The 26,983-nt window shown below is 64.6% G+C and carries 27 protein-coding genes, 2 tRNA genes and 1 pseudogene; 14 read left to right on the top strand and 16 right to left on the bottom strand.

Annotated features, from left to right (window positions below; translation table 11 throughout):
• The first annotated feature begins 15 nt into the window (after positions 1-15).
• Together QHC78_RS06255 and QHC78_RS06250 are read left to right on the top strand one after the other, a co-directional pair.
• Positions 16-1,002, top strand: coding sequence for a malate dehydrogenase (locus QHC78_RS06255; RefSeq protein WP_319743027.1), 987 nt, complete (start codon positions 16-18; stop codon positions 1,000-1,002).
• 118 nt (positions 1,003-1,120) lie between these two features.
• The gene (locus tag QHC78_RS06250; protein ID WP_319743026.1) at positions 1,121-2,122 is read left to right on the top strand and encodes an HpcH/HpaI aldolase/citrate lyase family protein; all 1,002 of its coding nucleotides are present in this window, start codon (positions 1,121-1,123) and stop codon (positions 2,120-2,122) included.
• 14 nt (positions 2,123-2,136) lie between these two features.
• Here QHC78_RS06250 and QHC78_RS06245 read toward each other — a convergent pair whose 3' ends face one another.
• The 4 genes from QHC78_RS06245 to QHC78_RS06230 all read right to left on the bottom strand — a co-directional run bounded on the left by QHC78_RS06245 (position 2,137) and on the right by QHC78_RS06230 (position 4,967).
• The gene (locus QHC78_RS06245) at positions 2,137-2,340 is read right to left on the bottom strand and encodes a hypothetical protein (RefSeq protein WP_319743025.1); all 204 of its coding nucleotides are present in this window, start codon (positions 2,338-2,340) and stop codon (positions 2,137-2,139) included.
• A gap of 83 nt (positions 2,341-2,423) precedes the next feature.
• On the bottom strand, positions 2,424-2,687 hold the full coding sequence (locus QHC78_RS06240; protein ID WP_319743024.1) for an NAD(P)-dependent oxidoreductase: 264 nt from the start codon (positions 2,685-2,687) through the stop codon (positions 2,424-2,426).
• 111 nt (positions 2,688-2,798) lie between these two features.
• Complete coding sequence (locus QHC78_RS06235) at positions 2,799-3,758, bottom strand: tripartite tricarboxylate transporter substrate binding protein (protein WP_319743023.1); 960 nt, start codon at positions 3,756-3,758, stop codon at positions 2,799-2,801.
• Positions 3,759-3,806: 48 nt separating this feature from the next.
• Positions 3,807-4,967, bottom strand: a complete 1,161-nt coding sequence (locus QHC78_RS06230; RefSeq protein WP_319743022.1) for a mandelate racemase/muconate lactonizing enzyme family protein — start codon at positions 4,965-4,967, stop codon at positions 3,807-3,809.
• A gap of 122 nt (positions 4,968-5,089) precedes the next feature.
• Between QHC78_RS06230 and QHC78_RS06225 the strand changes: the two genes are divergently transcribed.
• Positions 5,090-6,028, top strand: a complete 939-nt coding sequence (locus QHC78_RS06225) for a LysR family transcriptional regulator (protein WP_319743021.1) — start codon at positions 5,090-5,092, stop codon at positions 6,026-6,028.
• 13 nt (positions 6,029-6,041) lie between these two features.
• Here the strand turns inward: QHC78_RS06225 and QHC78_RS06220 are convergent, their stop codons facing one another.
• From QHC78_RS06220 to uvrB, 11 genes are all read right to left on the bottom strand, one after another.
• The gene (locus QHC78_RS06220) at positions 6,042-7,616 is read right to left on the bottom strand and encodes a TonB-dependent receptor domain-containing protein (protein WP_319743020.1); all 1,575 of its coding nucleotides are present in this window, start codon (positions 7,614-7,616) and stop codon (positions 6,042-6,044) included.
• A gap of 118 nt (positions 7,617-7,734) precedes the next feature.
• Positions 7,735-7,926: a Fe-S cluster assembly protein IscX gene (gene iscX, locus QHC78_RS06215; protein ID WP_319743019.1), complete on the bottom strand. Its 192-nt coding sequence runs from the start codon at positions 7,924-7,926 to the stop codon at positions 7,735-7,737.
• 124 nt (positions 7,927-8,050) lie between these two features.
• Positions 8,051-8,392, bottom strand: a complete 342-nt coding sequence (gene fdx, locus QHC78_RS06210) for an ISC system 2Fe-2S type ferredoxin (RefSeq protein WP_319743018.1) — start codon at positions 8,390-8,392, stop codon at positions 8,051-8,053.
• 53 nt (positions 8,393-8,445) lie between these two features.
• The gene (gene hscA, locus QHC78_RS06205; RefSeq protein WP_319743017.1) at positions 8,446-10,308 is read right to left on the bottom strand and encodes a Fe-S protein assembly chaperone HscA; all 1,863 of its coding nucleotides are present in this window, start codon (positions 10,306-10,308) and stop codon (positions 8,446-8,448) included.
• Between the two features lie 15 nt (positions 10,309-10,323).
• The gene (gene hscB / locus QHC78_RS06200; RefSeq protein ID WP_319743016.1) at positions 10,324-10,857 is read right to left on the bottom strand and encodes a Fe-S protein assembly co-chaperone HscB; all 534 of its coding nucleotides are present in this window, start codon (positions 10,855-10,857) and stop codon (positions 10,324-10,326) included.
• Positions 10,857-11,180, bottom strand: coding sequence for an iron-sulfur cluster assembly protein IscA (gene iscA / locus QHC78_RS06195; RefSeq protein ID WP_319743015.1), 324 nt, complete (start codon positions 11,178-11,180; stop codon positions 10,857-10,859). The genes hscB and iscA overlap by 1 nt, the downstream gene beginning before the upstream one ends.
• Positions 11,181-11,189: 9 nt before the next feature.
• A complete protein-coding gene (gene iscU / locus QHC78_RS06190) occupies positions 11,190-11,576 on the bottom strand; it encodes a Fe-S cluster assembly scaffold IscU (protein ID WP_319743014.1) in 387 nt (128 codons plus the stop codon).
• A gap of 15 nt (positions 11,577-11,591) precedes the next feature.
• Positions 11,592-12,803 carry an IscS subfamily cysteine desulfurase gene (locus tag QHC78_RS06185; protein WP_319743013.1) on the bottom strand — a complete coding sequence of 404 codons (1,212 nt, stop codon included), beginning with the start codon at positions 12,801-12,803 and terminating at the stop codon, positions 11,592-11,594.
• 31 nt (positions 12,804-12,834) lie between these two features.
• On the bottom strand, positions 12,835-13,341 hold the full coding sequence (locus QHC78_RS06180) for an Rrf2 family transcriptional regulator (protein WP_319743012.1): 507 nt from the start codon (positions 13,339-13,341) through the stop codon (positions 12,835-12,837).
• Between the two features lie 418 nt (positions 13,342-13,759).
• Complete coding sequence (locus tag QHC78_RS06175; RefSeq protein ID WP_319743462.1) at positions 13,760-14,251, bottom strand: low molecular weight protein-tyrosine-phosphatase; 492 nt, start codon at positions 14,249-14,251, stop codon at positions 13,760-13,762.
• Positions 14,252-14,511: 260 nt separating this feature from the next.
• On the bottom strand, positions 14,512-16,668 hold the full coding sequence (gene uvrB / locus QHC78_RS06170) for an excinuclease ABC subunit UvrB (protein ID WP_319743011.1): 2,157 nt from the start codon (positions 16,666-16,668) through the stop codon (positions 14,512-14,514).
• Between the two features lie 294 nt (positions 16,669-16,962).
• On the opposite strand from uvrB, the gene QHC78_RS06165 reads away from it, so the two are divergent.
• The 5 genes from QHC78_RS06165 (at position 16,963) to QHC78_RS06145 (ending at position 21,143) form a co-directional block, all read left to right on the top strand.
• Positions 16,963-18,168: an amino acid aminotransferase gene (locus QHC78_RS06165; protein WP_319743010.1), complete on the top strand. Its 1,206-nt coding sequence runs from the start codon at positions 16,963-16,965 to the stop codon at positions 18,166-18,168.
• 86 nt (positions 18,169-18,254) lie between these two features.
• A tRNA-Asn gene (locus tag QHC78_RS06160) sits at positions 18,255-18,330 on the top strand.
• A 299-nt stretch (positions 18,331-18,629) separates the two neighbouring features.
• Complete coding sequence (locus tag QHC78_RS06155) at positions 18,630-19,598, top strand: Bug family tripartite tricarboxylate transporter substrate binding protein (RefSeq protein ID WP_319743009.1); 969 nt, start codon at positions 18,630-18,632, stop codon at positions 19,596-19,598.
• Between the two features lie 130 nt (positions 19,599-19,728).
• Positions 19,729-20,202 carry a copper chaperone PCu(A)C gene (locus tag QHC78_RS06150; protein ID WP_319743008.1) on the top strand — a complete coding sequence of 158 codons (474 nt, stop codon included), beginning with the start codon at positions 19,729-19,731 and terminating at the stop codon, positions 20,200-20,202.
• A 122-nt stretch (positions 20,203-20,324) separates the two neighbouring features.
• Positions 20,325-21,143 carry an alpha/beta hydrolase gene (locus QHC78_RS06145; RefSeq protein ID WP_319743007.1) on the top strand — a complete coding sequence of 273 codons (819 nt, stop codon included), beginning with the start codon at positions 20,325-20,327 and terminating at the stop codon, positions 21,141-21,143.
• A 22-nt stretch (positions 21,144-21,165) separates the two neighbouring features.
• Here QHC78_RS06145 and QHC78_RS06140 read toward each other — a convergent pair whose 3' ends face one another.
• Positions 21,166-21,765 carry an IMPACT family protein gene (locus QHC78_RS06140; protein WP_319743006.1) on the bottom strand — a complete coding sequence of 200 codons (600 nt, stop codon included), beginning with the start codon at positions 21,763-21,765 and terminating at the stop codon, positions 21,166-21,168.
• Between the two features lie 70 nt (positions 21,766-21,835).
• On the opposite strand from QHC78_RS06140, the gene QHC78_RS06135 reads away from it, so the two are divergent.
• From QHC78_RS06135 to QHC78_RS06115, 6 genes and pseudogenes are all read left to right on the top strand, one after another.
• A tRNA-Asn gene (locus QHC78_RS06135) sits at positions 21,836-21,911 on the top strand.
• A gap of 121 nt (positions 21,912-22,032) precedes the next feature.
• Positions 22,033-23,328, top strand: coding sequence for an MATE family efflux transporter (locus tag QHC78_RS06130; RefSeq protein ID WP_319743461.1), 1,296 nt, complete (start codon positions 22,033-22,035; stop codon positions 23,326-23,328).
• Between the two features lie 204 nt (positions 23,329-23,532).
• A pseudogene (locus QHC78_RS21120) lies at positions 23,533-23,652 on the top strand (DUF5710 domain-containing protein); the annotation flags it as partial.
• Positions 23,653-23,727: 75 nt separating this feature from the next.
• On the top strand, positions 23,728-24,213 hold the full coding sequence (gene rnhA / locus QHC78_RS06125) for a ribonuclease HI (RefSeq protein ID WP_413816432.1): 486 nt from the start codon (positions 23,728-23,730) through the stop codon (positions 24,211-24,213).
• 108 nt (positions 24,214-24,321) lie between these two features.
• Positions 24,322-25,050 (top strand): endonuclease, encoded by a 729-nt coding sequence (locus QHC78_RS06120; RefSeq protein ID WP_319743004.1) that lies wholly within the window; start codon positions 24,322-24,324, stop codon positions 25,048-25,050.
• A 55-nt stretch (positions 25,051-25,105) separates the two neighbouring features.
• Complete coding sequence (locus QHC78_RS06115) at positions 25,106-26,962, top strand: sensor domain-containing diguanylate cyclase (RefSeq protein WP_319743003.1); 1,857 nt, start codon at positions 25,106-25,108, stop codon at positions 26,960-26,962.
• Positions 26,963-26,983: the final 21 nt, after the last annotated feature.

Below are 26,983 nucleotides of genomic sequence, written 5' to 3'. Positions count from 1 at the left end.
TCTTCGGAGACTCACATGACCAAGCCCGCAATGCGCGTCGCCGTCACCGGCGCCGCAGGCCAGATCGGCTACGCACTGTTGTTTCGTATCGCCTCCGGCGAAATGCTAGGCAAGGACCAGCCGGTCATTCTGCAACTGCTGGAAATCCCCGACGAGAAAGCACAGAAGGCCCTGAAGGGCGTCATCATGGAGCTCGAGGACTGCGCCTTCCCGCTGCTGCAGGAAGTCACGGCCCATAGCGATCCCATGACCGCCTTCAAGGACGCCGACGTGGCCCTGCTGGTGGGCGCCCGCCCCCGCGGCCCCGGCATGGAGCGCAAGGACCTGCTGACGGTCAACGCCCAGATCTTCACGGCCCAGGGCAAGGCGCTGAACGCCGTCGCCAGCCGCAACGTCAAGGTGCTGGTCGTGGGCAACCCCGCCAACACCAATGCCTACATCGCCATGAAGTCGGCCCCCGACCTGCCGGCCCGCAACTTCACCGCCATGCTGCGCCTGGACCACAACCGCGCCCTGTCGCAACTGGCCGCCAAGGCCGGCTGCGCCGTCGGCGACATCGAGAAACTCATCGTCTGGGGCAACCATTCGCCCACCATGTACCCCGACTTCCGCTTCGCCACCCTGGCCGGCAAGCCTGCCCTGTCGGTGGTCAATGACGACGAGTGGAACCGCAACGTCTTCATCCCCACCGTCGGCAAGCGCGGTGCCGCCATCATCGACGCCCGCGGCCTCTCCTCCGCTGCCTCCGCCGCCAACGCCGCCATCGACCACGTGCGCGACTGGGTCCTGGGCAGCAACGGCAAGTGGGTCACGATGGGCGTTCCCTCGGACGGTTCCTACGGCATCCCCGAAGGCATCATCTACGGCGTACCGGTCATCACCAAGAACGGCGAATACGCCGTCGTCAAGGACCTCGAGATCGATGCCTTCTCGCGCGAGCGCATGGACCTGACGCTCAAGGAGCTGATGGAAGAGCGCGACGGCGTCAAGCATCTGCTGTAAAAGGGAAGCCCGCCTTGGGGCGGCCCGGCACAGAAGCACGCGAGTACGATATCGTCTCGCGTGCTTTTTTTTGCCCCTCACACGGCCGTCTCAAGAACCCGGACAGAACAACGCGCCCATGAAACACCCCTCCGAAGTCCTCCACGAATCCGGCCGGCAACCCGCCGTCCTCCCCGTCTGCGACCACTACGCCGGCTCCGAAAAACTCATGCTGAAAAGCCTCGAGCGCCAGGCGCAAGCAGGCCCGGTATTCGACGTCACCCTCGATTGCGAAGACGGCGCCGCCGTCGGCAAAGAAGCCGAACATGCCGAAATGGCCGCCAGGATCGCCGCCGGCGACGCCAACCGACACGGGCGCGTAGGCGTGCGGGTCCATGACGTCAACCACCCGGCCTTCATCGGCGACCTCGAAATCCTCCTGGGCATCGCCGGCCACAAGCTGGCCTACATTACCGTTCCCAAGATCAACTCCGCCAACGACGCCCTCAACGCCGCAGAATCCATCGAGCGCATCGGTGCCGAACTCGGACTGGCCCGCCGCATTCCCGTCCACGTACTGATCGAAACGCACGGTGCCTTGCGGGAAGTCTTCCGCATCGCCGCCCACCCGGCGATCGAGTGCCTGTCCTTTGGATTGATGGATTTCGTCTCTTCCCACCACGGCGCCATTCCTGCCCATGCATTGACGGCCGAAGGCCAGTTCGACCATCCCCTGGTGGCCCGTGCCAAGCTGGAGATCGCGGCGGCCTGCCACGCCTATGGCAAAGTGCCGTCACACAACGTCGTGACCGAACTGAACGCGCCGCAGGTCATCTCCCGGGCTGCCCAACGGGCTGGACGTGAATTCGGCTACACGCGGATGTGGAGCATCCACCCGTCGCAGATCGATCCCATCGTGCAAGCGCTCTCGCCCACGGCGGCCGACGTCGAGGATGCCGAGCGCATTCTGCTGGCCGCTGCGCACGCCGGCTGGGGCCCCATACGCGATGGCGACCCCCAGGCCGGACGCCTGCACGACCGGGCCAGCTACCGCTACTACTGGGACGTGCTGCGGCGAGCCCACGCGGCCGGCATGAGCGTGTCGGCCAAGGTCGAGCAATTGTTTTTCGGCGCGCCCTGAGCCGCGCCTGCCGCCTATTTGTCGTTCAGGCTGGCCTTGGCCGCCTCTTCCGGCGTCAGTCCGTCATAGAACTGGTCCGTAAACCACTCGGCCTCCTGCTCGATATAGGCCTGCGCCTCTTCGCGGCTGGCGCCGGCGGCCACCAGAAAGCCTTCGACCTCCACGCACCATTGGATGAGGGCCTGGAAATCGGGATCGTTGTCTTTGTCTGTAGCCATGAGGCTTTCCATTGAACGTTGCGCCAAACGGCATCCGGTTAGGATAGCCTAAGCGGCGGGAGAGACGCCGCTGGCTGCCAGGGCTAAGCATGGCGGACCAGCCCGCGCCGATGGGCTGCGAGCAAGGCCCGCGTGTCGATCATCGCACCGCGTGCAACATTGACGATGTTCAGCGGCCGCTCGGCACGCAACGCCTCCAGGGTGTCCCAACCGAACAGGCCCCGCGTGGACGGTGACAGCGGGCAAGCGAAGAATACCCAGTCCACCTCCGCCACCCATTGCTGGAAACGGTCATACCGCCCCGTCGGCCAACCCTGCTCCACCGGGTCGCCACTCTGGCGTAGCACGCGGCAGGCGACGCCAGCCCGACCAGGCGCAGGCGCCCGGGCCATCGCTCCAGGATGCCCGCCTGGATCAGCTCGCGGGCGCCCCGCTCCGAACTAAGAAGATTCAGCACGTCACTTCTGCAAGGATGCCAGGAACTGCCTGCGATCCGCGACCTCCTTTTCGACGAACCGCTGCAAGTCCGGCTGGGACAGGGGCAGATCGTCCTGCAGATTCTCGCGCATGAAGGCCTGCCAGGAAGAGCGCTTTTCCACGGCTTCCAGCGCCTGCACCAGGCGGCGGGTCGCCTCCGGTGGCGTACCCTTGACCACCATCACGCCCCGCCAGAGCGTTTCCACCACGTCGTAGCCCTGTTCCCGGAAGGTGGGCACCTCCGGAAAGAAAGCGCTGCGTTTCTCGCTGCTGATGCCGAGCAGCCGGACGTCGCCGCTGCGGATCTGAGCCATGGCAGTACTCGGCGTAATCACGGCGGCATCCAGATGTCCGCCCATCAAGGCCAGCAGCGCCTGGTTGCCGCCCTGGTAAGGCACCCACGTGGCCTTGAACCCCGCTTTCTGCTCCAGCCGGTACAGCACGTATTGGTGAAAGCCCGCCGTCGCAAACCCCCCGATGTTGACCTTTTGGGGATTCGCCTTCAGAGCCTCGACCAGGTCCTTCAAGGTGCGGTACGGACTGTCCTTGCGTACGGCCACGCTCGACGGCTCCGTCTGCAATGCCCGCAGGAAAACGAAGTCGGACGGCTGGAAACGGCTGTCCTTCTCGGCCATCAGGAAAGAAGTGGAACCGGTGGCCGACACGACCGTATAGCCGTCGGCCGGCGCGTTCAAGGCCATGTTCATGCCCACGGCGCCGGTTCCGCCCGGGCGGTTCTCCACGACTACGGTCTGGCCCAGTATTTCACCGAGCTCCTTGCCCAGCGCACGCATCATGCTGTCGAGCGGCGAGCCCGCCGCGGAGGTCGTGATGAAATGCAAGGCGCGCATGGGCCACTCGGCCGCCGCCGCGGGCCACGCCGCCGCAACCAGCCCGCCCGCCAATACGCCGGCTCCAAGCCATCGGCAAAGGGATTTCATGGTCTGTCTCCTTTCTTGTCATCGTTGGTCGTCGTGGACCCATGGGCCTCAGAACGTCGCCGCCAGGTCGTCCTCGCTGTGCCGGAGGCTGCGGGTGGGGTAAGGCTGCGCAGGCATGGACCGCAGTGCCTGTTCGTCGATATCCAGCCCCAGGCCGGGCAACTCGGGAACCGTGATGTATCCGTCCACCGGCGTGAGCGCCTGGTGCGATACGCGTTGGGAAAAATCCTCGAAAGGCACGAAATACTCGGTGATGGTGAAGTTCGGCATGCAGGCCGAGGCATGGACGGTGGCCGACAGCGACAACAGTGTGGAGTTGTAGTTGTGCGGAGACACGGCGATCATTTCGGTTTCCGCCTGGGCGGCGATGAACAACAACTCCAGGATCCCGCCGCAGTTCGAGACGTCCGGATTGATGATGTCGGCGACGCGCCGGCGGAACACATCACGGAAATCCGCCCGGCCATAAAGCGCTTCGCCGGTGACGACGGGTATGGTGGTGGCCTGCCGCACCTCGAGGATGGCATCCAGGTTTTCTTTCTGGCAAGGCTCTTCTATCCAGTAGGGATGCAGCGGCTCCAGCTGCTTGGCAAGTTCGATGGCATGGACCGGAGCCAGCCGTCGATGGAGGTCGAGCAATAGCTCGATGTCGGGCCCCACGGCGTCCCGCACGGCACGGACGACCGCCACCGCATGCCGGATGTGCTCGCGCGGGATGTGCGTGCGCCAGGGGCGCGGCAGCGGGTCGAACTTGAGGGCGGTGTGCCCACCTGCGACGACCTCTTCCGCGGCGCGTGCGTAGTCGTCCGGCGTCTTGAGCTTGTAACCCCAGCCGTTGGCATAGACGCGGACCCGGTCCCGGCACCGCCCCCCCACCAGCCGATGGACCGGCTGCCCCAGCAGCTTGCCCACGGCGTCCCACATGGCCATTTCTATGCCGGACAAGGCGCTCCAGAACTCCAGCGACGAGCGTCGCTGTGCATAGTCATCGAATGCCACCTGGCAGAAATAGCGGATATTGAAGACATCGCGGCCCACCAGGTAGCGCAGCAGCTCGCGCGCCTGGGCCGCGACGGCTTCATCCCGGTCGTACTGGCTGTAGCTTTCGCCCCAGCCTATCGTGCCGTCCTCCAGCTCGATCCGGATGAAGATCAGGTTTTTGCGCCAGCCCGGGTGGACAGACAGGCATTCGGCGGTTCGTACTTTCACGGCTTGTCCCCTCGCATCGCTTGGAATGATCCCCAGCGTACGCAAGCCGGAATAATTTGAAAATGATATGGATATGAGATCTACTAATATCAGATCCGCATCCCCTCTTCTCACCGTCGATCGTGAGCAAACTTCTCGAACTGCGCCACTTGCGGGCGGTGCTGGCCACGGCCGAAACCGGCTCCCTGCACCAGGCCGCTGCCCTGCTGGGCACGTCCCAGCCAGCGTTGTCCCGGCTACTGCGCGAGGCCGAGGAACGCATAGGCATATGCCTTTTCGAACGCACGCCCCATGGCAGCCGCGCCACGGCCGCCGGCATGCTGGCCGAGCAGGTCGCCCGCCGGATCGAGGCCGACGTGCAGCGGCTGCACGATATGGCGCGCGACGGCCGCTGGCACTTGCGGGTGGGCTGCATTCCCCGCGCGCTCGACCTGGTGGTGCCGGACCTGCTCCACCACCTGCCGGAACCTCTGGCCGACCGTGTCCAGATCGATCTGCGGGAGGACGACAGCCTGACCTTGATGGCCTCGCTCAATCGCGGCGACCTGGACCTGGCCATCCTCTCGCTGATCGGGGAAACGCCTGGCGGGCTGCTGTCGCGCAAGCTATACCTGGATCGCAACGTATTCGTATGCGGCCTTCCCGGACCGGAGATCCCGGACCAGCCGCTCTCGCCACAGTTCCTCGCACGCCACCTATTCGCGGCGCCGGCGCCCGGCACACCCTCGCGGCTGGAATTCGACCGCTACTGGCACGAGCACGGCGTCGCCGTTCCCCCGTGCCGGGTGGCGGCCCGCACCTACGATGCCATCGCCAGCGTGCTGCCCGGCACGTCTCTCCTTGCGGTCATGCCCGCGCAGGTGGCCTACCGCCATGCCGGCAATGGAACCTTGAGGGTGCTGGATGTTGCGCATCCTCTGCCGATGCGGCCTATCCACGTCGTCTGGCCGCGGCATGGGCTGCAGCCGCTGACCGATCAAATCATCGAGTTGATCCGGCCAGCTTCCGCCGTCCCGGCAGCCGCCGGCCGGAACGCCCGGCCGCGCCGTCGCCGCCGCTAGCGCCGGGCCGGTATCAAGGCCAAGGAACCTGGTAGTTCAGGACGGCCGATACCGACCGGCCGGCACCAGGCGTGCAAGCGTCGGTGTAGCAATACGAGGCATACGCATAGTCGAACATGTTGTTCGCGCTGGCGCGCAGCCGCAACCCCTTGAGGCTGGGGCTCAGATGGGCAAAGTCGTAATTGATGCCGGCATCCAGCAAGGTGTAGGACACCGACATTCCCGATTCGGCCGCGCTGCCGTAGACCGCGCCGGTACGCCCCACCCGTCCATCCAGGCTCAGCCCGGCAAAGCTTCCGCGCGTGAAGGCGTACTGCGCGCCCAGCGAGATACGTTGCTCCGACACCTCGGGATAGCGGTTGCCCAGCATGGTCCCGTAGGCATCGTCGCTGGCCGCGAGCACGATCGAATTGGTCAACGCATAGGAAGCGACCAGGTTCAGCCCCTGCAGCGGTTGCATCCGGCTCTCGACGGTTGCGCCGCTGATACGCAGATCGGCCCAAGCACGGCAACCCGCCAGCACGCACCCTTCCTGGACATTGCTTGTCTGCGTATTGTTCTGCACTTGGTTGAAGGCAGTAATGGTCATCAGCGGGCCCAAGGCCGGCGGCTGATAACGCACGCCGGTTTCGTACTGCCGGCTCGTGGCGGACGTCGCATCGCCCGCCACCGGCGCGTAGCTCTGCGAATAATTGAGGTAGGGCGCCAGGCCGCTGTCGAACTGGTAGCGCAGCCCCACGCGCGCGCTATAGACGTCGTCCTGCTGGATGCCCTCGCCGCTATCCGTAGTATTCAGGTCTATGGTGCGATGGGTGTTCTGGTCGCGGCGCCCCACCATGGACAGCGTCCATTTCTGGTACTGGACCTGGTCCTGCATGAAAAAACCCAGCTTGCTTTGCTCGGAGAACGAACGAGCGACAATGCGCGGCTGGCCGATCGTGGTGCCATAGGCAGCATCGAAAATGTCCAATGAAGGCGAAGGGGCGATCCGGCTCTCGTAAAGGTCGCGTGATTTCAGGTAGTCGAAGCCGAACTTGAAACTGTGCTGCAGCCCCAGCGTCGTGAACTTGGCCTGCGCCTGCGTGCCGACGTTGAACGTACCCAGCCCGGGCGCCAAGGGGTCCTGTCCGGACGCCGTCGCCCCCGTCACCCAGTCTGTTTCCGGCTGGTTTTCTGGCCGGCCGTAGCGCACGCTCTGCCGGACCACCCAGGTGTCGTCGAGCTTCTGCTCGAATTCGTAGTTGGATTGCCGCTTGGGGCCTGGCATCCCGTAGGCCTGGGCCCCGGTGCGTCCGTCCACCGGCAGGTCGGCGGATGGGTTCCAGCCCGGCGTGGCAGGCGCGGCGACCGCACCGGCGTCCCGGACGGGATAGGTAATTGCTACAGAGGTATAGGGCAGTTCCGGTTCCGGAGCCCGGACCTGCGCGGCAGGCGGTCCGGGCGGGACTGTCGAGGCCGAGGGAGGCTCGTGCAGCGACACCGTAGGCGCGCAACCGCCCGCCGCGAGCAGCGCGGCAAGCAACGCAGCCCGCCGACCTACCCGCTGGCGCCCAGACTCCGATAAGTGATGCAGAAACTCCAAAACCATGCTCGTCCGTCGTTATCGATGCCACGGCCAGCAACAGGACGGCCAGCCCGCTACGCGCCCGCGCAGCGGCCGACGAGCGTCACCTCACGCAACAGCACAACGGCGTCGCGGACAGGCGCTAGGCCTCCTCGATCCATGCCATCTGAATGGCTTCCAGAATTTTCTCCCCGGAACGTTTCGGATCGTCATTGAAGCCGGGAAGTTCCAACACCCAGTTGTGTAGATCCGTAAACCGCACTTGCGCCGGATCCACATCCGGATGGGCCTCGGCCAGCGCCGCGGCAATCTCGTAGATGTCCGTCCACTTCATCCGATTTCTCCGCATCAGTGCCGCGCCGCAAAGGCCACCCCTGACTACGCCCGAGCAGCCGGCTTCCGCCGTCCCAGTGTACCCGGGCCGGGCCGCCGCCGGTTCGGCGGAGAGGCTTACCGCCTTAATGGTTTTCGCTGGCGTGGTTGATGGTGTACTTGGGGATTTCGATGGTCAGGTCAGCATCCTCGATGACCGCCTGGCAGGACAAGCGCGAAGTGGAGGTCAGGCCCCAGGCCTTGTCCAGCAAATCCTCTTCGTTGTCGCTGGCCGACTCCAGCGAGGAGAACCCTTCCCTGACGATGACGTGACAGGTCGTGCAAGCGCAGGACAGTTCGCAGGCGTGCTCGATCTCGATGTCGTGGTCCAGCAGTACGCGGCAGATGGAGACACCTGTGGGCGCGTCCTCGATGACTGCGCCTTGCGGACAAAGTTCGGCGTGCGGCAGCACGGTGAGTTTAGGCATGATGGCAACCTGATTGTGAAGCTAGGCGGAAGCGCCCGCAGGGCGCGCCGTCCTTACGCGATTTCGTCGACGCGGCGACCCGCCAAGGCGCGGCGTATGCTGCGGTCCATGCGGCGGGCGGCGAATTCCTCGGTGGTTCCGGCCAGGGCTTCGACCTCGACCCGTATTGCGTCGCTATCGTTGCCCTCCGCCGCGCTCGCCGTGCGCGCCAGCTGCGTGCGTATGGCGGCCAGCTCTCCCTCGCCCAGAAGATCGGCGTCGGCCTGCAGCGCCGCTTCGACGGACTCGACCAGGCGCCGCGCTTCGACCTGCTGCTCCCGCAACGCGCGCATCTGCATGTCGGCATCGGCACTCTTCATGCCGTCGGCCAGCATGTCGGCGACCTCCTCGTCGGAAAGCCCATACGACGGCTTGACCGAAATCGAGGCCTCCACGCCCGAACTCTGCTCCCGCGCGGTGACGCTCAGCAATCCATCGGCATCCACCTGGAAAGTCACGCGTATGCGTGCAGCGCCGGCGACCATGGGAGGAATGCCGCGCAACTCGAACCGCGCCAGCGATCGGCAATCGGACACCAGCTCACGCTCGCCCTGGACCACATGAATGGCCATGGCCGTCTGGCCGTCCTTGAAAGTCGTGAAATCCTGGGCGCGGGCAACCGGGATGGTGCTGTTGCGCGCGATCACCCGCTCGACTAGCCCGCCCATCGTTTCCAGGCCCAACGACAGGGGGATGACGTCGAGCAACAGCCATTCGTCGTCGGCCGTCCGGTTCCCCGCAAGCAGATTGGCCTGCATCGCCGCACCCAGCGCCACGACCTGATCCGGATCCAGGTTGATCAAGGGTTCGGTACCGAAAAGATCCGCGACCATGCGCCGGACGATGGGCATGCGGGTCGCTCCGCCTACCATGACTACGCCCTTGACTTCGTCTGCAGCCAGATCTGCATCGCGCAGAGCCCGGCGAGCGCTCGACAAAGTCCGGGTCACCAACGGCCGCGCCAGCGTCTCGAAATGATCGCGTGTCAGCCGCAATTTCACTTCGCGGCCGCTGGACAAGGTCAGCGCGAACTCGGTTTCGGCCGCCTCGGTCAGTGCCTCGCGCGCGCGCCGCGCAGCCACCAGCAGTCCTCGCCGGTCTTCCGGCCCCAACTCGGACAGGCCCTGGTCATGCATGACCCACGCTACGATGGCGGCGTCGAAATCGTCTCCGCCCAACGCCGTATCGCCGCCGGTGGCAATGACCTCGAACACGCCTTTGGACAGCCGCAGAATGGAGATGTCGAAGGTTCCGCCGCCCAGGTCGTAGACCGCATAGATGCCCTCGGCCGCGTTATCGAGCCCATAGGCAATCGCCGCCGCCGTCGGCTCGTTGAGCAGGCGCAGGACGTTCAGGCCCGCCAGCTTGGCGGCATCCTTGGTCGCCTGCCGCTGGGCGTCGTCGAAATAAGCGGGCACGGTAATGACGGCGCCGACCAGATCGTCGGCCAGCACGTCCTCGGCCAATTGCCGCAGCTTGGCCAGGATCTGCGCCGAGACTTCCACCGGGCTCTTGTCCCCCTGCACGGTCCGTACGCGCACCATGCCCGGCGCATCGACGAACTCGTAGGGCAGGCGCAGCTTTTGTACGTCGGCCAGGCCGCGGCCCATGAACCGCTTGACCGACACGAGCGTATTGTGGGGGTCCTGCGCTTGCGCCTCGAGCGCCTTGCGGCCGATCTGGACCTCTCCGCCCGGAAGGTAGCGTACCGCCGACGGCAGCAAGGCATGGCCGTCGGCATCGCGCAGGACTTCCGCCGCTCCGCTGCGGACCGACGCCACGAGCGAGTTGGTGGTGCCCAGATCGATACCCACTGCCAGCCGACGCTGGTGAGGGGCTTCGGACATGCCTGGTTCGGCTATCTGCAAAAGCGCCATGCGTTCCTATCGTTTTCAGTCTTGTTCCGCCAGAGCATCGACGGCTGCGTCGACCTCCTCGGAGAATTTCTCAATGAACATCCACTCGCGCACCCTTGAGGCCGCGGTGGCGTAATCGTGCTTCTGGTCCAGCAGCTCACCCACTTCGGCCGTCATACGGCGGCGGGCGGACTGCAGCTCGGCGGCGAGCGCCTCGAGGGCGGCGGCGTCGCGCGCCGACCTCGCCTCGTCCAGCGCTTCACGCCATTCCATCTGCTGCATCAGGAAAGCGGGCGTCATCGCCGTATTGGTCTCGACCTGCAGGTCGACTCCCGCCCGCTCGCACAGATAGCGGGCGCGGGCCAGCGGCGAACGCAACACCCGGTAGGCTTCATTGGCCCGCGACGCCCACTGCATGGCCACACGCCGCTCCTGCGCCGACCCGGCCGCGTGACGGTCGGGATGCACCTTGGCCTGGACTTCGCGCCACGCCCGGTCCAGCGCATCGCGGTCGATGGCGAACCCCGCCGGCAGGCCCAACAATTCGAAGTGATCGGGATCGTGTTGCATCAGACGGTGAAAGACTCACCGCAACCGCAGGACGCCTTTTCGTTGGGGTTGTTGAACCTGAAGCCTTCGTTGAGTCCTTCGCGCGCATAGTCGAGCTCCGTGCCCGCCAGGTAGGGCAGGCTCTTGGGGTCGACATACACCTTGACGCCCTGGCTTTCGAACACCTGGTCTTCAGGCAGGGCTTCGTCCACATACTCGAGCTTGTAGGCCAGGCCCGAGCAGCCGGTGGTACGCACGCCCAGGCGCAGGCCCAGGCCCTTGCCCCGTTTTTCCAGGTAGCGGTTCACATGGCGCGCAGCGCGTTCGGTCAACGTTACCGACATGGCTCCCTCTTAACTGTTGCCGTGCTTGGCACGATAGTCGTTCACAGCCGCCTTGATGGCGTCCTCGGCCAGGATCGAGCAGTGGATCTTGACCGGCGGCAGCGCCAGCTCCTGGGCGATCTGCGTGTTGCGTATATCCAGGGCCTGGTCGAGCGTCTTGCCCTTGACCCATTCGGTCACCAGCGAGCTCGAGGCGATGGCCGAGCCGCAGCCATAGGTCTTGAAGCGCGCATCTTCGATGACGCCCTGCTCGTTGACCTTGATCTGAAGCTTCATGACGTCGCCACAGGCGGGCGCACCCACCATGCCGGTCCCCACCGATTCGTCGCCCTTGTCGAAGGACCCGACATTGCGGGGGTTTTCGTAGTGATCGATGACTTTTTCGCTATAGGCCATGTTTTTTCTCCTGGTTCAGTGTGCAGCCCACTGCACCGTGTTGATGTCGATACCGTCCTTGACCATTTCCCACAGCGGGGACATTTCGCGCAGCTTGTCGACCTTGCTGCGGATCAGCTTGACGGTGAAGTCGATTTCCTCTTCCGTGGTGAAACGGCCGAGGGTAAAGCGTATGGAGCTGTGTGCCAGCTCGTCGCTGCGGCCCAGGGCGCGCAGCACATAGGAGGGCTCGAGGCTGGCCGACGTGCAGGCCGATCCGCTGGAGACGGCCAACTCCTTTACCGCCATGATGAGCGACTCGCCCTCCACGTAATTGAAGCTCACGTTCAGGTTGTGCGGGATACGGCGCTCCATGTCGCCGTTCAGGTAGACCTCTTCGATGGTCGAAAGGCCGGCCCACAGGCGGTCGCGCAGCATGCGCACGCGTTCGCTCTCGGTGGCCATTTCTTCCTTGGCGATACGGAAGGTCTCGCCCATGCCCACGATCTGGTGGGTGGGCAAGGTGCCCGAACGCATGCCCCGCTCATGGCCGCCGCCATGCATCTGCGCCTCGATGCGCACCCGCGGCTTGCGGCGCACGTACAGGGCGCCTATGCCTTTGGGGCCGCACATCTTGTGCGCGCAGAACGACATCAGGTCAACCTTCAGCGTGGCGAGGTCGATGACGACCTTGCCTGTGGCTTGCGCCGCGTCGACGTGGAAAATCACGCCCCGTTCGCGGCAGATTTCGCCCAGCGCCTCGACGTCCTGGATCACACCGATCTCGTTGTTGACGTACATGACCGAAGCCAGGATCGTGTCGGGCCGGATCGCCGCCTTGAAAGCCTCAAGGTCGAGCAAGCCGTTTTCCTGGACGTCGAGGTAGGTCACCTCGAAGCCTTCGCGTTCGAGTTCGCGGCAGGTATCCAGCACTGCCTTGTGCTCGGTCTTGACGGTGATGATGTGCTTGCCGCGCTCGGCGTAGAAATGCGCCGCGCCCTTGATCGCGAGGTTGTCCGACTCGGTAGCCCCGGACGTCCAGACGATTTCGCGCGGGTCGGCATTGACCAGCGCCGCGACATGTTCGCGCGCCGTTTCGACGGCCTGCTCCGCATCCCAGCCATACGAGTGGCTGCGGGAGGCCGGGTTGCCGAAACGCTCGTACAGCCACGGCACCATGGCATCGACCACGCGCGGGTCCACCGGCGTGGTCGCCGAATAATCGAGATAGACCGGCGTTTTGATCATGACATCCAACCTTTTTCCGTTATCGGCAGCATCAGGCCGCCGCGGTCGACGACTCGGCTGCGCCCGAGCGACGATCCACCATCACCGACTTGGCGGCGTTGGCTTCCTGCAGTTCGCGCATACGTTGCTGATCGACCAGATCCTGCAAGGAGACTGAATCGAGGTACTCGACCATCTTGCGGTTGAGCGTGGCCCACAACTCGTGCGTCATGCACTTGCCCGCCTTGCCGTCGTTGCCGCGCGTGCAATCCTGCTTCCCGCCGCAATCGGTGGCGTCCAGCGGTTCGTCGACCGCGAAGATGATGTCGGCCACGGTCACGTGCCGGGCCAGCTTGGCCAGGGAATAGCCGCCACCCGGGCCGCGCATGCTGTCCACGAGCTCATGCCGGCGCAGTTTGCCGAACAATTGCTCGAGATAGGACAGCGAAATGTTCTGGCGCTGGCTGATGGCGGACAAAGTGACCGGACCGCTGTGCTGGCGCAGCGCCAGATCGATCATGGCCGTGACGGCAAAACGCCCTTTGGTAGTAAGTCGCATTCGAGACCCCTAGAGGTAAGGCCTGCCCACGCGCCACCTGCCTCCGTTCCCTGCTGCTTGGCTGACATGGCCGGCCGAAGCGCCCCGGGATAGGATGCAGGATGTGCACCACGGGCGGCACACGCTGGGCCACTGATTCTGACCCTTCTCTAAAGCGTCGGGGACTACCCTGGAAAGCGCGCCGGCCAGTAACCGGTCGAAGAGCAAATCCCTAACGATTTGCTCAAGTATAGCCAATTCCCGAATATTTTTCTAGGGATTGTTTGGGAAACTACGCAGATGGGGGATCGCCAGCGGCCGATCGGTGCTGCCCGGGCTTGCCGCGGCCTGGATGTTGCGCGGACAAGACAAGGCCCGGCATGAACCGGGCCCGGAGAAAATGAATGATGACGACAGGGCGATACCGTGCCCGGGAGCGTTAAGCCGCCTGGTATTGCGTCGCGCGTTTGCGCACGACTTCCAGCAGCCCCTGGCAGGCGTCCTCGATGTAATCGAGGACCTTGGCGAATCCCTCAGGGCCGCCATAGTAAGGATCGGGAACCGTCGCTTCCTCGTACTCGTTGGCGAAGCGCATCAGCAGCATCAGCTTGTGCTGGTATTGCTTGGGCGCCTGTTGCTGCAGCAGCGACAGGTTGTCCCAATCCATCGCCAGAATCATGTCGAACTCACGAAAATCGTCGACGCGGATCTGGCGCGCGCGGATTTCGCCTATGTCATAGCCCCGCTTGCGGGCGGCAGCCTGCATACGGGCATCGGGAGGCTCGCCAATGTGAAAGGCGTGCGTCCCAGCCGATTCTATACGGACAACGTCGGAAAGACCGGCTTCTTTCACCAGACGGCGAAATACGCCCTCTGCGCTCGGCGAGCGGCAGATGTTGCCCATGCACACAAACAGTACCTTGGTCATCATGTCCGAAAGTGTGCGGGAAAACCCCGGATAGTTCAAGCTTTTTTTATTAACCAACTAAAATGTGGTGCATAAAAAACTTCTTTAGAATCAGCCGCTTACGCATGAGTCCCTAGGGGCTTGGCACCACAGAGACACATCGCGCACATCTGTGGCACGGACCACAAAGCACTGCCCGACCGGCCCGCCGCACCAATTTTGTGCGAAATTATTTCGCGACGCACAAGACCCGGCCGGGGATTGGAACCGCGCGACACCCCCGCTCAGCTTCGCGCCGCATTCAGGGCATCCTCGTCGGCCTGCTGGCCTCCTGCGCCGAACACCTTTTGCTTGAGCGCCAGCAACTGATCGCGGGCGCGCGCCGCCTTCTCGAATTCCAGGTTGCGCGCATACTCGAGCATGGCTTTCTCGAGCTTCTTGATTTCCTTGGCGATCTGCTTTTCGCCCATGGCCTCGTAGCGGGCCGCCTCCGCGCTATCCGACGGCCCTTCGGACGGGACATACACGCCGTCGATCAAGTCGCGCACTTCTTTCCTCACGCCCTGCGGCACGATGCCCTGCGCTAGGTTGAACTGCAGCTGCTTCTCGCGGCGGCGATTGGTTTCCTCCAAGGCGCGCCGCATCGAATCCGTCATGGTATCGGCATAGAGAATGGCCTTGCCATTCAGGTTGCGGGCCGCGCGGCCGATGGTCTGGATCAGGCTGCGCTCGGAGCGCAGGAAGCCTTCTTTGTCGGCATCCAGGATCGCCACCAGCGACACCTCGGGAATGTCCAGGCCCTCGCGCAGCAAGTTGATACCGACCAGCACATCGAAAGTGCCCAGGCGCAGATCGCGCAGGATCTCGACGCGCTCGACCGTATCGATGTCCGAGTGAAGATAGCGGACCTTGATGCCGTGATCGGTCAGGTAGTCCGTCAGGTCCTCCGCCATGCGCTTGGTCAGCGTCGTGATCAGCACGCGGTCGTTCCGGGCCACGCGCTCGTTGATCTCGCTCAGCACATCGTCCACCTGGTTCAGGGCCGGCCTGACCTCCACCACCGGATCGACCAGCCCCGTGGGGCGTACCACCTGCTCGACCACGGCATCGGCGTGCCGCTTTTCGTAGTCGGCCGGGGTCGCCGAGACAAAGATGGTCTGCCGCATCTTGGCCTCGAATTCCTCGAATTTCAATGGCCGGTTGTCCATGGCGGACGGCAGGCGAAAGCCGTAGGTGACCAGGGTTTCCTTGCGCGAACGGTCGCCCTTGTACATCGCCCCCACCTGTCCGATGGTGACGTGGCTTTCGTCGATGATCATCAGCGCATCGTGCGGAAGGTAGTCCACCAGGGTCGGAGGCGGCTCGCCGGGCTTGGCGCCGGAGAGGTGACGCGAGTAGTTCTCGATGCCCTTGCAGAACCCCAGCTCTTGCAGCATTTCCAGGTCGAAACGGGTGCGCTGCTCGATACGCTGCGCCTCTACCAGCTGCCCGTTGTCGACGAAGAACTTGGTGCGCTCACGCAGCTCTTGCTTGATGGTCTCGATGGCGCGCAGCACCGTTGCCCGAGGCGTCACATAGTGCGACCCGGGATAGACCGCAAACCGCAGGACCTTCTGCCTCACCTTGCCGGTGAGCGGATCGAACAACTCCAGCGTCTCGACCTCGTCGTCGAACAAGGTGATGCGCAATGCCAACTCGGCGTGTTCGGCCGGGAAAACATCGATCAGCTCGCCGCGGACGCGGAAAGTGCCCCGTGTGAAATCCGTATCGTTGCGCGTGTATTGCATGGCGACCAGACGCGAAATGATGTCGCGCTGGCCCATGCGGTCGCCCGTCCGCAACATCATCACCATGTTGTGGTAGTCGTCCGGGTTGCCGATGCCGTAAATGCAGGAAACGCTGGCCACGATGATCGTATCGCGCCGCTCGAGCAGGCTTTTGGTGGCGGACAGGCGCATCTGCTCGATGTGTTCGTTGATGGACGAGTCCTTCTCTATGAACAGGTCCCGCGTGGGCACATACGCTTCGGGCTGGTAGTAATCGTAGTAGGAGACGAAGTACTCCACGGCGTTGCGCGGAAAAAACTCGCGCATTTCGGCGTACAGCTGGGCGGCCAGCGTCTTGTTGGGCGCCAGCACCAAGGCCGGGCGCCCCATCCGGGCGATCACGTTGGCCATCGTGTAGGTCTTGCCCGAGCCGGTCACGCCCAATAGCGTCTGGTACATCAGGCCGTCTTCGATTCCCTCGCACAGCTGGCCGATCGCGGCGGGCTGGTCGCCCGCCGGCGGATAAGGCTGGTAGAGCTGGAAGGGGCTTCCCTCGAATGTCACGAAGCCCGGCTTGAAGTCCTGCGCGCGGGCCGTCGCCGCGATGAGCTCGGCGTGTTCGGCGGCACCACGCAGTCCTTGGGACACGGGGCCTTCGGCAGGCGTAGTGTGCATGCTAGACTCTTGTTTCATCAGGAAAACTTCGGCAGCGAAAAGGGCCAGGAGTTCCGCGCGACTGCGGCCAGGCATGGGCGGCGAAGCAAGTCGGCGGCACCCCTTCGGCCGACACGCGTCTCGGCGGCCAAGGTACCCACCGGAAAGTGCCAACCGGAGCTTACGACCAGATTCCGCCGACCAAAGTCTGCAGACCAGATTTCGCCGACCAGATTTCGCAATGTAAAAAACAATCAAGCATTATCCCCCGCACAGTACCTTCCTTCAACCCTGCCCGCTTAACGGACGCTTTACATGACTTCGCTCTTCGCAGCCGTAGAACTGGCTCCCCGCGACCCCATCCTGGGCCTGACCGAACAATTCAACGCCGATACCCGCAGCAATAAAGTCAACCTGGGCGTCGGCGTGTACTACAACGACGAAGGCAGGATTCCGCTCCTCAAGGCCGTTCGCAAAGCCGAGCAGGCGCGTATCGACGCAGCCGCCGCACGGGGCTATCTGCCCATCGAGGGCCTGCCTGGCTACAACCGCGCGGTACAGGAGCTGCTGCTGGGGGCGGACTCCCCGCTGATCACCGCCGGGCGGGTACTGACCGCCCAGAGCCTGGGAGGCACGGGCGCGCTGAAGATCGGCGCCGACTTCCTCAAGCGCCTGGTGCCGGACGCCAGGATCGCGATCAGCAACCCCAGCTGGGAGAATCATCGCGCCCTGTTCGAGTACGCGGGCTTCGACGTCATCCAATACCCCTATTACGACCCGGCTACTCACGGTGTCGATTTCGCCGGCATGATCGCGGCGCTGGAGAGCTATCCGGCCAATACCGTGGTCGTGCTTCACGCCTGCTGCCACAACCCGACGGGCGTGGACCTCTCGGCCGAGCAGTGGGCCAAGGTCGTGGAAGTGGTCCGGGCCCGCCAACTGATTCCCTTCCTGGATATCGCCTACCAGGGCTTTGGCGACGGGATCGACGAAGACGCCACCGCAGTACGTCAGTTCGCCGCGGCAGACCTGACCTTCCTGATCAGCTCGTCGTTCTCCAAATCGTTCTCGCTTTATGGCGAGCGCGTCGGCGCCCTGACCCTGGTAGCCGCCGACAAGGAAGAAAGCACGCGCGTCCTGAGCCAGCTCAAGCGCGTGATCCGCACCAACTACTCCAATCCTCCTACCCACGGCGGCACGGTCGTGGCCCAGGTCCTGACTTCGCCCGAGCTGCGCGCGGAATGGGAGGCCGAACTGGGCGAAATGCGCGACCGCATCCGCACCATGCGCGCCGCGCTGGTCGCCAAGCTCAAGGAACGCGGCGTAGCGCGCGACTTCAGCTTCGTGCTGCAGCAGCGCGGCATGTTCTCCTACTCGGGGCTCACCGCCGAGCAAGTGGATCGCCTGCGCGAGGAACATGGTATTTATGCAGTGTCCACTGGCCGCATCTGCGTCGCGGCGCTCAACACGCGGAATATCGATGCCGTGGCGGACGGCATCGCGGCCGTCCTGGCCTCGTAGCCCCTCCAGAGCTCCCGCGGGCGGGCCGGTGAGGCCCGCGCCTCTTTGGAGCGGGCAGAAATTCATGCTATAGTTTTTGGCTCTGTTCCCCGATAGCTCAGTCGGTAGAGCGACGGACTGTTAATCCGCAGGTCGCTGGTTCGAGCCCAGCTCGGGGAGCCAGAAAGATGCAAATGGAAAAACGGACGCTTCGGCGTCCGTTTTTCGTTACGCCCTCTCGCTGTACTTGTCGTCCCTTCCTTGGTCGTCCCTTCTTCGGCCTTGCCCGCGCCGCCTGGACCACCGCACCTGCTCAAGGTTTATTCAACATTCAATCTTGATCAATGCAGGGCCGTCCGGTAATTTGCCGCAGCACAATGGCCCGGCCGGAGCCCCTCCCCCAGCAGGCAGGCACGCCCCGCACCAGGCCGCAGATGCCACGGCCGCGAAGCCTCGCGCCGCAAAAAAACCGGAGGAGACCCATGAAAAAACGCGCATTCCTGTCTATCGCGCTAATGGCCCTGGCCAGCGCCATTTCCCCGTCCGCCCAGGCCGATACCTTTCCATCCCGCGCCATCCGTTTCGTCGTGCCATTCGGCCCCGGCGGCGGTACGGATATCGTGGCACGACTGATCGCACCCTACCTGTCGGCGCAACTCGGGCAACAGGTGGTCGTCGAGAACCGCCCCGGCGCGGGCGGGGTCATCGGTTCCAATATGGTGGCCAAGGGGCCTGCCGACGGCTACACGATCCTGTTCGCCGACAGCGCGCGCTCGATCGCGCCGTCAATGCAAAAGGACCTGCCGTTCGACATCACCAAGGATCTCGATCCCATCGGCCTGATCGCCGGTACGCCGCTCTTGTTGCTCGCCCACCCCCAGGCGCCGGTAAAGACGCTGGACGAACTGATCCGCTACGCCAAGGCCAACCCCGGCAAGCTCACCTACGGCAGCTCCGGAAACGGCACGCCGCAGCACTTCGCGGTTGAACTGCTGAAATCCGCATCGGGCATCGATCTGGTGCATGTGCCCTATAAAGGTGCCGCGGCCGTCGTGGCCGATGCCGTAGGCGGCCAGATCAACCTGGCCGCGGCTACTTATGCGCCCTCGGTCGAATATATAAAGAGCAAGCGGTTGATCCCGCTCACGGTCATGGAACCCAAGCGCTTGCCGGCATTGCCCGAGGTGCCGGCCGCGGCCGAACACTATCCCGAAGTCGTCATGAGCATCTGGTTCGGGATCATGCTGCCGGTCGGCGTCGATCCCGCTGTCCGGACGAAATTGGTAGATGCCGTCAAGGCCGTCGTCGCCAATCCCGAATACGCCGAAAAACTGCGGGCCGCCGGGTTCGAGCCGATGCGGGAATCGGCCGAAGAGATGAAGACCCGTATCGCGCGCGAAGTGAAATTGTTCGGCGAAGTGGCCAGGAAGGCCGGCATCACGCCAGAGTGACCGATAGGCGCGCCGCTGCGAAACACCTCGTGGGCAAGGCTGCGGTATGATCGGTCCGTTCCTGTGCTGACCGCCTGCTACGCATCCGCCGGCCTGTGTGCCGGCGGTAATGCCCTCCATGAGATACGCCATGCAGTTCCGCGCCATAGCCCTGCCCTTCCTGTTCTCCTTCTTTGCCACCGGACTCGCCCACGCCCAGGATTATTCAGTCGGCAATCTGCATATCAGCCAGCCCTGGGCCCGCGCCACCGTCGCCGGCCAGCCCAGCGGCGGCGGCTTTTTGAAGCTGACCAACGACGGAGGGGACGACAAGCTGGTCGCCATCCGCAGCGAGGTTTCCGCCACGGCTGAACTGCATACCATGCAGATGGACGGCGACATCATGCGCATGCGTCCAGTAGACGGCATCGCGCTTCCCGCCGGCCAGACCGTCGAGCTCAAGCCGGGCGGCTATCACATCATGTTCATGCAGCTCAAAGCCCCCCTGAAAGAAGGTTCCCGCTTCCCCGCCACGCTGGTTTTCCAGAAGGCCGGCGAAATCCGGGTGGACTTCAAGGTTGAGCCGCCGGGTGCCGGGCCCCGTGGCCATGGGCACCATCATTGAGCGACGAAGCCGGCACGGCTCTTGCAATCAAGCACGAATAGATGAATTCTTCTGCCTCGGACACCTGGATTGCAATCCGTGATCATGATTTCCCCGTCTCCCGGCCAGACCGGAATAGCAGCATGACTGCGCTGTATAACGGAATGTCGCGGGAAGAGCTGGACGCCTCCTACAACAGTTCCGCAGCCGTCCTCAACAGCGCGGTGCTCATGGCGGAATTCGACGAACGCAGCGCCAAGCTGCGCGCGGCCCATCCCCAGTACCTGGACTTGCGCTACGGACCGGCGCCTCGCCAACGCCTCGATTACTTCCCCGCCGCCCGCTCCGGGCCGCTGATGGTTTTCATCCACGGGGGCTACTGGAACGCCCGCCCCAAGGAAAGCTTCAGCTTCCTCGCCGCGGGCCCCCTCGCCCATGGGCTCCATGTCGCGCTGGTCGGCTATACCCCGGCCCCCGAGCAATCCCTGGACGGCATCATCGGGGAAATCCGAACGGCCATCAGGTGGCTATCCGAACATGCCATGCAATGGGGCACCGACCCGGAGCGGCTCATCGTCGCCGGCTGGTCCTCCGGCGCCCACCTGGCCGCCATGATGCTCGACGAACCGGGCATATGCGGGGGGCTCGCGGTCAGCGGCATCTATGACCTCGAACCCATACGCCTGAGTTCGCTGAACGACCGCCTATGCCTGTGCCCGCCGGACGTGCCGCGCCTGAGCCCGCTGCGGCGCCCGCTCAGCCCGCGCGAACTGGTTCTGGCCTATGGCGCGGCCGAGCTTCCCGAACTCCGCCGGCAGTCCGAGACCTTCGCCGCCGCGCGCGCCGGCTTGCCTGGCGAACTCCTGCGGCTCCCGGACCACAACCACTTCACGATCCTGAACGACCTGGCTTCGCCCGAGGGTGTCCTCACGCAACGCGCCTGCAGGCTCGCAGGCCTCTAGCGCCTACTTCCCTCGCTGCCCGTCACGGGGCATCCCGGACCGCGAGCACCGACCGGCCCCGGCTCAGATCGGCCAGCACCTGACGCAGTTGCTCGATGCCAGGCCGCGGCACTCGCAATACCAGGCGCGCCCCCTGCTCATCGAAACTTTCCCGGACCACCTCGGCGCCGTAGTCGCGCGCACGCGCCTTGAACAGCGGCAGCTCGGCAAACGTACAGGCGACCTCGCCTTCGGCCAGATCGAGTAAAGGCACACGGCGCCCTTGCCGCAGGCAATTGGCGGTGCAGCCGCCATAGGCGCGGATCAATCCACCGGCGCCCAGTAGCGTCCCGCCGAACCAGCGCACGACCAGCACGGCCACCCGGTCGCAGGACTGGCCATCGATGGCTTGGAGAATGGGCCGTCCGGCAGTTCCGCCGGGCTCGCCGTCATCGTTGAAACGATAGACGGTACCGATGCGATAAGCCCAGCAATTATGGGTAGCCGTCGGGTCGGCATACTGGTCGAAGAACGCCAGGGCGGCTTCGGCGCTGGAAACAGGCGCCGCATGGGCGATGAAGCGGCTCTTGCGGATCTCCTCGCGCCAGCTGCAGGGCGCTTCGAGCGTGAAGAGGGAACTCATGGAACGAGTGTACCGCGCGCCTGGCTTTCTTTTGACGAAGGTCATTTTTCTGCTATAGTTACGGGCTCGATCCCCGATAGCTCAGTCGGTAGAGCGACGGACTGTTAATCCGCAGGTCACTGGTTCGAACCCAGTTCGGGGAGCCAAGATGCAATGAAAAACGGACGCCCCTGCGTCCGTTTTTCATTTTTTCTTTCGTTTCGTTGGGCGTTCTGGATAACTGCCGTGCCCGCCACCGCCCCCCTCACCCACCGGCGTGTCCTCACGATGGCCCTGCCCATCGTTCTCGCCAATCTCACCCAGCCACTGATGTCCGCCGTGGACACCGCCGTCGCCGGCCATCTGCCCGGGCCGGAATATCTGGCGGGCGTCGCCCTGGGCAGCCTGTTGTTCAGCTTTTTATTCTGGGGGTTCGGCTTTCTTCGGATGGGAACGACCGGGCTCGTCGCGCAGGCCTGGGGCAGAGGCGACGAACAAGCGCTGGCCGCCAGCGTCGTGCGAGCCCTTTTTCTGGCAGCGGCCATCGGTATCCTGCTGCTGGTACTGCAAGGCCCGTTGATTTCCCTCGTACTCGGGCTGCTGGGCGGCAGCGCCAGCGCCACCCAGCAGGCAATGGAATACTGCGCGGGCAGGATCTGGGCGGCGCCGCTTGCGCTGGCCAACTACGTCGTGCTGGGCTGGCTGCTGGGATGCCAGCGGGTCCGTCTGGCGCTCGCGCTGCAGATATTCATCAACCTGGTCAACCTCGCCGCCGTGCTGTTGTTCGTCCATGTCTTCGATCTCGGCGTGACGGGCATCGGCGCCGCGACCGCGGTGGCCGACGGCGCCGGGGCGCTCGCCGGCGGCTTCCTGCTGTGGCGCTCCCATCGCGCCGCCTGGCCGAAATTGCGCATGGCGGTACTGCGCGATGCCGCGGCCATGCGCCGCCTGGTCGGGATCAACTTCCACATTTTCGTGCGCACGGCCTGCCTGCTGGGCAGCATGGGCTGGTTCGCCCACCTGGGCGCCACCCAGGGCGACATGGTGCTGGCCGCCAATGCCTTGCTGCTGAACTTCCTGACTTTCATGGCATTCGGGCTCGACGGCTTCGCCCACGCAGCCGAAGCGCTCGTAGGTTCGGCCGTGGGCGCCAACGACGATTCCGGCTTGCGCCGCGCCGTACGCCTTTGCATGGGCTGGGCCTTCGGCGGCGCGCTCGCCTACGCGCTGGTGTATCTCGCGGCCGGTCCGCTGATCGTAAACACCCTCACCGACCAACCGGCCCTGCGCGCCACTGCGCGCCATTTCCTGCCCTGGCTGGCACTCGCGCCCATAGCCTCGGTCGCAGCCTACCTTTACGACGGCATTTTCATCGGCGCCACGCAGACACGCGCGTTGATGCAGTCCATGCTCCTTTGCGGGGCAGCCTTCCTGGCCTTGTCCCTCGGCCTCCTGCCGCTGCTCGGCAATCACGGACTGTGGCTGTCGTTCCTCGCGTTCAACGCCTTGCGGGGCCTCACGCTCCACCTTGCCGCACCGCGCACGGTTTATCGTAGTCATCGGGCCGAACTTGCCGGTGGCTAGGCAACGAGGTTATCCCCGCCTCCTGTGGACAAGGTTGGGGACAGCGGCAGGACAACCGGAGAGGACCCGCATCACTGCGTACTTTGAGGTTCTTCGCTCACAAAATAGGCACGCATCGACGGGGAACGAGCACCGTCGTCTTGCCTTGACAATGGCTCGTCCCGCCCATTATGGTCACGCCCCTTGCATCGAGATGGTGATTCCATGGTTGTCTGGCTGAAAGTGCCGTTTGCCGAGAAAGACGAAGCCAAGGCGCTCGGGGCCAGATGGTCTCCGGCGCAGAAGAAGTGGTACGTCAAGGATGCGGCGGATCTTTCGCCGTTCCAGCGGTGGCTGGGTGCCGGGTCCGCCGTTCAGGCCAGCAAGCCGGCGGCCCCTGAACCCGCCGAGGACGAAGCCGTGCCCGAGGGCGGAGCGATCGTCTATTGCGATGGCGCATGCCGCGGCAATCCCGGCGGCCCCGGGGGATGGGGAGCACTGATCCGCACCGCGTCGTCCACCGTGGAAATCTTCGGCGGTTCGCCCGACACGACCAACAATCGCATGGAGCTGACCGCCGCTACCGAGGCCCTGCGCTGGCTACCGCAAGCGTGCGAGGTCGTCGTCTACACCGACTCCCAGTACGTCGTGAACGGCATGACGCAATGGCGCCATGGATGGGTGCGCAAGAACTGGAAAGACGTCAAGAACGTCGAACTCTGGAAAGCGCTGATCGCAGAGGCGGATCGGCACCGCGCCACGTTCAAGTGGGTGCGCGGGCACAACGGCCATCGCGGCAACGAGCGGGCCGACGCACTGGCCAACGAAGGCCTGGACTACGCCAAGCGAACCGGCCGCGGCGAAGTCGTGGTGCGCATCGTGGCCGGGCACAGCGCCACGGGCTAGGCGCCGGCGTCTCTATCCGGTCTGCCAGCCGCGGCATGTCGTCGCGGTGAGCCGCACGCTGGCCAGGAACTGCCGAACAGGCCGCCGGCGCGCATACAATGCCGCCCCATGAGTTTCCGTATCCTTGCATTGACCCTGCTCCTCGTTCTTCCCGCGCATGCGGCAGACCTGGTCACGCGCCCCGGCGCGGTCGGCCACCGCGACTTCAAGCGCGCCAAACAGGTACTGCCCCGCGTCTATGCCGGTCTGGAACAGACTCTTTATTGCGGGTGCCGATACGAAGGAAAACGCATCGATTTTTCTTCTTGCGACTATCGCGTCCGCAAGGATGAGCGCCGCGGATCGCGCCAGGAATGGGAACACGTCGTTCCCGCCTGGAACATTGGCCACCAACGGCAATGCTGGAAGCAAGGGGGGCGCAAGCATTGCACGGCCACCGACCCCGTATTCCGCAAGGCCGAAGGGGACCTGGTGAATCTCGTCCCCGAGATCGGCGAAATCAACGCCGACCGCTCCAATTTCCGCTATGGGGTCTGGGTGGACGATCCCGTTCCCATGTACGGCCAATGCAAGACCGTGGTGGACTTCAGGCAACGGCGCATCCAGCCGCGCCAGGCCGTGCGGGGCCGCATCGCCCGCATCCAGATGTACATGGCGGCCACCTATGGCCTGCGCCTCAGCCCGCTGGAGCGGCGGATTTTCTGTACCTGGGCGCGTGCCTATCCGGTCGATGCCTGGGAACGGGAGCGGGAACGCCGCATCGTACGCATCCAGGGAACCGGCAACCGCTTCGTGACAGATCCAGGATTGAGGGAGAAATTCTGCGCTCCTGCATAAGATGCGCAGCGGTGGCATGACCTATGCTGGCTGCCTCGACTCCACGCGACAAGCCATGAAAATAGCGCCGCCCGCCCCCAATGAGGAAGAGCGCCTGGCCCTGCTCCATGCCCTCGACCTGCTCGATACGCCGCCCGAGCCCGTCTTCGACTTGATCACCAGAATGACGGCCGAGGCGATCGGCGTCCCCATGGTGCTGGTTTCGCTCATCGACCAGCACCGGCAGTGGTTCAAGTCGCGGGTGGGATGGGAGATATCCGAGACGCCGCGCGAACATGCCTTCTGCGCCCACTGCATCCTGGGCGGGGAGATCCTGCAGGTTCCCGACGCGCTGCAGGACGAGCGCTTCTTCGACAGCCCGCTGGTCACCGGCGCGCCCGGCGTGCGCTTCTATGCGGGGGCCCCGCTGCGCAGCACCCAGGGGTTCGCCCTGGGCAGCCTTTGCGTGCTGGACTCCGTCCCGCGCGAGTTGAGCGCGCGCCAGCTGGCGCTGCTGCAACATGCGGCACAACTGGTCAACCACGAGATCGCCCGGCGCGAAGCCACGGTCCTGGTGCGCGAGACGAGCGAGTTTTCCCTGGAGGCAGGCCGCGACAGCGAAGCGCGCTTTCGCGCGGTATTCGAAGGGGCCGCCATGGGAATTGCGCTGGTCGCGCCCGACGGCCGGCTGGTCGAAGCCAATCAGGCCCTGGCGCGCATCGTCGGCCATTCGACCGACGCGCTGGCCGGCATGTATCTCCAGGACTTGAGCACGCCGGCCGACCGGCCCGCCGAACTCGCCTTGCGCCACGAACTCGCGGCCGGCCTGCGTTCCCTGTATTCGCTCGAGACGCGCTACCTCGCCCAGCACGGCGCCACGGCCTGGGTCAACCTGACCGTCGCGGCACGCCATGGCAACGACGGGAAAGTGCGCTATTTCATCGCCATCGTCGAAAATATCGACGAACGCAAGCAGGCCCAGGCCGCCCTGCAGGCATTGCAACAGACGCTGGAACAACAGGTCGAACAGCGCACCCACGAGTTGCGCCGCGCACACGAGCAGCTCCAGACCATTACCGACCAGCTGCCGGCCATGATCGGCTACTTCGACGAAGGCCTGCGCTATCGATTCGCCAACGATGCCTATCGGGCGGCGCTGGGCAAGGCGCCACGTGAAGTGATCGGCCTGACCCTGGCCGAGACATTCGGACCGGATAAGGCCGCCGACATCGCGCGGCACGCCGAGCGTGCCGGCCGCGAGCGCAAGCGCGTATCGTTCGAAATCCCCCTCACCTATCCCGACGGCTCGCTGCACTATGGCGAGGTCACCCTGATCCCCGATATCACGGAAAACCGGCTGGCGGGGTTCCACAGCATCGTGCATGACATCACGGAACGGCGCCTGCGCGAACAAGCATCCGAACTCGAGGCCAGGCGCGACCCGCTGACCGACCTTCCCAACCGCCGCGCGGTCCGGGAACGGCTGCCCGAGGCCATGGCGCTGACCGACCGGCACGGCGGCGTGCTGGACGTATTTTTCCTGGACCTGGACGGCTTCAAGGAAGTCAACGATACGCTGGGGCACGAATGCGGCGATCTGCTGCTCCAGGAAGTCGCGCGGCGCCTGGCCGCCCTGCTGCCCCAGGCCGACCTGATCGCCCGGCTGTCCGGGGACGAGTTCGTCGCCATCGTTCACGACGACGCGGCCCACGCACAGGCGGAAATCATCGCGCAGCGTATCCTTGCCGGCATTGCCGAACCCATCCCATTGCGCGGACAGGCGGTGCGCGTCAGGGCCAGCGTCGGTGTTTCGCTGTATCGCGCAGGCACCGGGACAAGCGCGACCAATGTGCTGCGCATGGCCGACATGATGATGTACGAAGCCAAGCGGGCCGGGAAGAATCAATACCGGGTGCATTCGGAGGACAGCTGAGCGGCGGGCGGGCCGCTTGAC

This window comes from Pigmentiphaga sp. (assembly GCF_033795525.1).
In the GTDB taxonomy this organism is placed as follows: domain Bacteria; phylum Pseudomonadota; class Gammaproteobacteria; order Burkholderiales; family Burkholderiaceae_B; genus Pigmentiphaga.
The sequence above is the reverse complement of the archived record's forward strand: the minus strand, read 5'-3'. Positions and strand labels throughout refer to the sequence as shown.